Origin of the sequence: Streptomyces sp. NPDC056948 (assembly GCF_042674225.1) — a bacterium.
GTDB lineage: Bacteria > Actinomycetota > Actinomycetes > Streptomycetales > Streptomycetaceae > Streptomyces > Streptomyces purpurascens.
In genome coordinates this window covers 1-4,859 of sequence record NZ_JBHUQX010000559.1, presented here as the reverse complement: position 1 = coordinate 4,859, position 4,859 = coordinate 1, and the positions used below count along the sequence as shown (strand labels likewise).

The following is a 4,859-nucleotide window of genomic DNA, read 5'->3' as shown; positions in this document are numbered from 1 at the left end:
GCTACTTGACCGCTCCAGCCATCACGCCGGACACGAACTGCCGCTGGAACGCGAAGAAGACGGCCAGCGGGATCACCATCGAGATGAACGCGCCGGGTGCCAGCACGTCGATGTTGTTGCCGAACTGCCGTACCTGCGTCTGGAGCGCGACCGTGATCGGCTGGCTCCCGGAGTCCGAGAAGATCAGCGCGACCAGCAGGTCGTTCCACACCCACAGGAACTGGAAGATGCCGAGGGCGGCGATCGCCGGGCCGCCGAGCGGCATCACGACACGGAAGAACAGGCGCAGTTCACCCGCTCCGTCCAGGCGCGCCGCCTCCAGGAGCTCTCTCGGGATCTCGGCGAAGAAATTCCGCAGCAGGAACACGGCGAAGGGCAGGCCGAAGCCGACGTGGAAGAGCACCACGCCGAGCACCGAGCCGAAGATGCCGATATTGCCGAAGAGTTCGGCGATCGGGATCAGCGACACCTGCACCGGCACCACCAACAGGCCGACCACGCCCAGGAACCACCAGTCCCGGCCCGGGAACTCCATCCAGGCGAAGGCATAGCCCGCCAGCGAGCCGATGATCACGACCAGCAGGGTCGCCGGGACCGTGATCCATACCGTGTTCAGCAGGGAGCTGGTGATGTCGTCGTTCTCCAGCAGCTTCCGGTAGCTGTCGAAGGTGATCTGCGACGGCTCCGTGAACACCTTCCACCAGCCGCTCGCCGCGATGTTCTCCGGTGAGCGGAGACTGGACAGCAGCAGGCCGATCGTCGGCACCAGCCAGAACAGGCCGATCACGATGAGGAACACCCGCATCAGCCCACCGCTGACGCCCTCGGCGAGCCGGGACCCCAGCGACTGTTTCGCCTTCATCGCCGCACCTCCCGCCTCAGCCGACGCACGTTGAACCACATCACCGGGATCACCAGGAGCAGCAGGAACACCGAGATGGCGCTGGCGATGCCCGGCTGGTCCTCGGAGAAGCCCTTGCGGTACAGCTCCAGGGCCAGGACGTTCGCGTCGTCCTGGGAGGAGCCGGGGGCGATGATGAAGACCAGGTCGAAGACCTTCAGTACGTTGATCATCAAGGTGACGATGACGACCGCGAGGACCGGCGCCAGCAGCGGCACCGTGACCCGTCTGAACACCTGCCACTCGGACGCGCCGTCGACCCGGGCGGCCTCCAGCAGCTCCCGGGGCATGCCCGCGAGCCCGGCCGCGATCAGCACCATCGCGAAGCCCGCCCACATCCAGATGTACGAGCCGATGATCGACGGGGTGACCAGGGACGGGCCGAGCCAGTCCAGGCCGTTGTAGGGCTCCGCGAAGTTGCTTGCGGGGAGCCGCAGTTGGGCTCCGTCGGCCGAGGCGGGCAGGGTGAAGGCGCCGTCGTCGGCCGCCGTCGCCGACGCCACCACCCTGCCGTCCTTCACCGCCTCGACCTTCATACCGGCGTAACCCAGCTCGGCCGCGTCGACCCTGTTGAGCGTGCCCACGCCCTTGCCCCGCGTGAAGTCCTGCCACGCCGTGCCGGTGATCTTGTCCGGCTCGGGCTTCGGCGCCACCGCGGCCTTCGCGCCGTCGGGCATCAGATCGGGCGCCACACCCACCAGGGGCAGCGAGACGGCCTCTCCCGCGCGCACGGGCGACTTGGTGATGAACGCGCCGCCGCCGGCCGCCTCCAGCGGCGAGTCCCTGCCCGGATGGGCCTTCGGGAACGCCGACGACGGGGCGAACGTGTCGTGCACGCCCACCCACACCGCGTTCGCCACGCCCTTGTCCGGATCCTGGTCGTACACCAGGCGGAAGATAATGCCCGCCGCCAGCATCGAGATCGCCATCGGCATGAAGACGACCAGCTTGAACGCCGTACCCCAACGCACCCGTTCGGTCAGCACCGCGAAGATCAGGCCGAGCGCCGTCGCGACCGTCGGCGCGAACACCACCCAGATGATGTTGTTCTTCAGCGCGGTGCGGATGCCCTCGTCGGTGAAGAGGGACTTGTAGTTGTCTATTCCGGCGAAGCCGTCACCGGACTGGTCGTAGAAGCTGCGTACGACCGAGTACCCGATCGGGTACACCACGAGCGCGCCGAGCAGGACGAGCGCGGGCAGCAGGAACAGCGCCGCGACGGTCCTGCGGGTGCCGGTCACACTCTTGCGCGTCTTGGGGGCGGCAGGGGGCCCGCTGCCCCCTGCCGCCGTGGCCGACGTCATGGCATCAGTTCCCGTAGGCCGCGGCCGCTTCGGCCTCCAGCTTCGCCTGCGTACCCGCGATGTCCTTCGGGTTCTTCAGGAAGTCCTGGAGGATCTTCCACTCACCCTTGCCGGGCGTGCCGCCGAAGGCCTGTGGGGCCTGGTCGGACATGTCGAAGCGGAAGTCGTCACCGGCGTCGATGAGCGCCTTGGCGATCTTCTGCTGCACCGCGTTCGGGTACGCGGAGTTCGGCACGTTCTTGTTCGGCGAGAGGTAGCCGCCCAGCTTGGCCTGGATCTCCGCCGCGTCGGGGGAGGCGAGCCAGGTGGCCAGGGCCTGGGAGCCCTTCGAGTCCTCCAGGATCACGGCCGCGTCACCGCCCGAGACCACCGGGCCGTTGTCACCGACCGCGGGGAACGGGAACACCTTCGCGTCCGTCCCGATCTTCATGCTCGACGGGATGTTGACCTGCGCGAAGTCACCCGCGGAGACCATGGCCGCCTTGGGCTGGTCCCCGCCGGTGAAGACCTGCGTGACGGAGGCCGGGAAGTCGGTCTGCAACGCCCCGTTCGCCCCGCCCGCGATGTAGTCCGGCTTGCCCCAGACCTGTGCGAGCGTGGTCAGCGCGTCCTTCACGGACGGGTCCGTCCACTTGATCTTGTGCTGGGCCAGCTCGTCGTACTTCTCCGGACCCGCCTGGGAGAGGTAGACGTTCTCGAACCAGTCGGTCAGCGTCCAGCCCTCGGCGGCGCCGACGGAGAACGGGGTGACGCCGGAGTCGTAGACCGTCTGCGCGGTGTTGAGCAGATCCGGCCAGGTCTCGGGCTCACTGGCCCCCGCGTTCTCGAAGACCTGGTTGTTGTACCAGATCAGGGACTTGTTGGCGGCCTTGTAGTAGACGCCGTACTCCTTGCCGCCCACCTTGCCGATGTCCTGCCAGCCCTGCGAGTAGTTCTCGCCGAGCTCCTTCAGGGCGTCGGAGCCGAGCGGTTTGGCCCAGCCCCGGTCGACGGCCTGCTTGATGGCGCCGGGCTGCGGCAGCATCGCGATGTCCGGCGGCTGCCCGCCGGCCACCTTCGAGCCGATGAAGTTGATGATCGGGTCCTGGGCCGGCACGAACGTGACCTTGGCGCCCGTGCGCTTCTCGAACTCCGCCAGGACCTTCTTGAAGTTGGCCTGTTCGGTGCCGGTCCAGACGGCGGCGATCTCCAGGCTCGTCCCGTCCAGCTTCGGAAGGGTGACGTTGTCGGCGGTCTGCTGGGTGTCGCCCGTGCTTCCACCGCTGTCGTTGTCGCTGCTTCCGCAGGCGGTGAGCGAGAGCGCGAGCGCTCCCGCGGCGACGGCGGCCGCTGCCCTGGTGGCTCTGCGGCTCTGAGGGGTCGCCTTGTCGGGCGACCAGCGTGTCCGGATGGTGCTGCTCGTCATGCGCATGACTGCCCCGTTCTTCGTTCCTCGTCGAACGTCGAGCGCGCTCCCGTGCGATCTGGTCTACGCCCGGGTGTGCGGGGGCGGCAAGATGGCGTCGGCTGTCAAGCGGGGGATCGTGACCCCCTCGTGACCAGGGGCTGAACCTCTGATCATCGGACGGGGTCGGCTTCCGGCCAGTGCCACGTACGCGTGCTGGCGAGTGCTACAGAAGTGACGGCACCTCTGCCGCCGAGACCTCCCTCGCCGCCCTTTCCAGCGCGCTGGCCAACAGTGCCAGGTCGGTCGGGCCGTTTCCGAGTTCCCGCACCGGGCGCCGGGCCGGAGGGTCACCCATGCGGTGCCATTCCAGCGGTACGACCGTCGGGCGCAGGGTCGCCGTCCGGGGGATGCGGCCGGTGACCCGCCCGCCCTGGAGCGGCGTGACCCGCCCGTCCGCGCAGGTCAGGCTGCCCCGGCCGGGCGCGGGCTCGTCCGGGCCGGGTGCCGGGGCGTCGAGCGCGACGCGCAGGGTGGCCCGGCGGGCCGGTTCCGTCTCCGCCGTACGGGGACACGGGCCGGAGGCCGTCACCAGGTGGACGCCAAGCTGCTCGCCCTCCCGGGCCACGGCCTCCAGCGCGCGCATCACCGAGCCGGCGGCGGGCCGCCCGGTCGAGCCGAGCGCGGGGGAGACCAGGGCGTCCAGATCGTCGACGACCACGACGAGCCGGGGCAGCGGCGGCGCCGCCTCCGTCCGCCGCCGGGCCGCTCCGGGCCGCAGCCGCATGGTCGAACTGGACGGGGAGTCGAGATCCCCGGCACCGGGCCCGGCGGCGGCCTCACCCTGGGCGCCGCCCCGGGCCGCGGCCGTGCGCTGGGCGACCATACGGCCCGACAGCTCGCGACCGCTGTGCCACTCGGCGAAGTCGGACCGGCCCAGCAGCTCGGCCCGCCGCTTCAGCTCGGCGCTCAGGGACTGCGCGAACTCCCGCATGCGGACCGGGTCGTGGGCCGAGAGATGCGTCGTGACATGCGGTACGTCCGTACACACCCGCAGTCCGTCGCCGTGCCCGCCGCCCGCGCCGGAGCCGCCCCGGCCGTCGACCAGCACGATGCCCAGGCGGTCCGGCCGCTCGGCGGCGGCCAGGGACGCGACGACCGCCCGCAGCAGCTCGGTGCGGCCGCTGCCCGGCGGGCCCTCGATCAGCAGATGCGGTCCCTGGGCCGCGAGGTCCGCGCCGACCGGGCCGCGCGGCCCGGCGCCCAGCAC

4 protein-coding genes are annotated in these 4,859 nt (G+C 70.3%); all 4 read right to left on the bottom strand.

What is annotated here, in order from left to right:
- Position 1: 1 nt before the first annotated feature.
- Entirely contained in the window at positions 2-862 is an 861-nt protein-coding gene (locus ACFTZL_RS41005) for a carbohydrate ABC transporter permease (protein ID WP_382594501.1), read from the bottom strand.
- The gene (locus ACFTZL_RS41000) at positions 859-2,205 is read right to left on the bottom strand and encodes a carbohydrate ABC transporter permease (RefSeq protein WP_382594499.1); all 1,347 of its coding nucleotides are present in this window, start codon (positions 2,203-2,205) and stop codon (positions 859-861) included. Before ACFTZL_RS41000 ends, ACFTZL_RS41005 begins: the two co-directional genes overlap by 4 nt.
- A 4-nt stretch (positions 2,206-2,209) precedes the next feature.
- The gene (locus tag ACFTZL_RS40995) at positions 2,210-3,616 is read right to left on the bottom strand and encodes an ABC transporter substrate-binding protein (protein ID WP_382594496.1); all 1,407 of its coding nucleotides are present in this window, start codon (positions 3,614-3,616) and stop codon (positions 2,210-2,212) included.
- Between the two features lie 199 nt (positions 3,617-3,815).
- The coding region (locus ACFTZL_RS40990) for an FtsK/SpoIIIE domain-containing protein (protein ID WP_382594493.1) at positions 3,816-4,859 on the bottom strand (1,044 nt) is incomplete at its 5' end.